1 protein-coding gene is annotated in these 1,333 nt (G+C 58.1%); it reads left to right on the top strand.

Annotated elements, in window-relative coordinates; translation table 11 throughout:
• Window positions 1–140 precede the first annotated feature (140 nt).
• Entirely contained in the window at window positions 141–1,238 is a 1,098-nt protein-coding gene (locus F8N49_RS27745; RefSeq protein ID WP_073471234.1) for a polyamine ABC transporter substrate-binding protein, read from the top strand.
• Window positions 1,239–1,333 lie beyond the last annotated feature (95 nt).

Below are 1,333 nucleotides of genomic sequence, written 5' to 3'. Positions count from 1 at the left end.
GGCCCCTGCAGTTCTACCTGAAGACTCCGTATTCAGGTTTTGCGACTGCTTCGCAGCCTAGCGGGGATAAATCCCCTCGCCACAAGGTTCAAGTGCACCGAGCTTTTGTTTTGTTGAATAAGAAGAAGGGAGTTGTACCGATGAAAATGTTTGGCAGGACTCTGCTGACACTGTCCTTAATGGGCGCAATGGTCATGGGCGCCCAGGCCAACGACAAGGTGCTGCGTGTTTACAACTGGTCCGATTACATCGCGCCGGACACCGTGAAAAAGTTCGAAGACGAGACTGGCATTCGCGTGACCTACGACGTCTTCGACAGCAACGAAACCCTGGAAGCGCGCCTGCTCGCGGGCAAATCCGGCTATGACATCGTCGTGCCGTCGAACAGTTTTCTGGCCAAGCAGATCAAGGCAGGGGTCTACCAGCCGCTGGACAAATCGAAGCTGCCGAACTGGAAGAATCTCAACCCGGTATTGCTGAAAAACGCTTCCGCCAGTGATCCGGACAACGCGCATGCGTTCCCGTACATGTGGGGCTCGATCGGCATCGGTTTCAACCCGGCGAAGGTCAAGGAAGTACTCGGCGCCAACGCCCCGACCAACTCCTGGGACTTGCTGTTCAAACCGGAGAACGCGGAAAAGCTCAAAGCCTGCGGCATCAGTTTCCTCGATTCGCCGACCGAAATGCTCCCGGCCGCCCTGCACTATCTGGGCTATCCGGTGAACGACAAGGACAAGGCGCACATTGCCGAGGCCGAAGCGCTGTTCATGAAAATCCGCCCTTACGTGGCGTATTTCCATTCCTCGAAATACATCTCCGATCTGGCCAACGGCAACATCTGCGTAGCGGTCGGTTACTCCGGCGACGTCCTGCAGGCCAAGGCCCGCGCAGTGGAGTCGGGCAACAAGGTGGTGATCGACTACAGCATTCCCAAGGAAGGCGCCGGCAGCTTCTACGACATGGTCGCCATCCCCCGTGATGCGGCAAACGTCGACAACGCCTACCTGTTCATGGACTTCCTGATGCGCCCGGACATCATCGCCGAAGTCACCAACAGCATCGGCTACAGCAACGCCAACGCAGCGGCCACGCCACTGGTGGACGAAGCGATCCGCAACGAACCGGGCTCGTATCCGTCGCAAGCGGTGATGGCGACGTTGTATGCAGTGCCGGATCAGCCGATTGCCACGCAGCGGATCATGACCCGTGGCTGGACGCGGGTGAAGCTCGGTAAATAAGCACACCAGTCAACACTGATAAACCCTGTGGGAGCTGGCTTGCCAGCGATGGCGGTGGGTCAGACAACGATGACGCTAGATGCGCTGGCCCCATC

This window comes from Pseudomonas sp. GXM4, assembly GCF_008923895.1.
In the GTDB taxonomy this organism is placed as follows: Bacteria; Pseudomonadota; Gammaproteobacteria; order Pseudomonadales; family Pseudomonadaceae; genus Aquipseudomonas; species Aquipseudomonas atacamensis.
The sequence above is the reverse complement of the archived record's forward strand: the minus strand, read 5'-3'. Positions and strand labels throughout refer to the sequence as shown.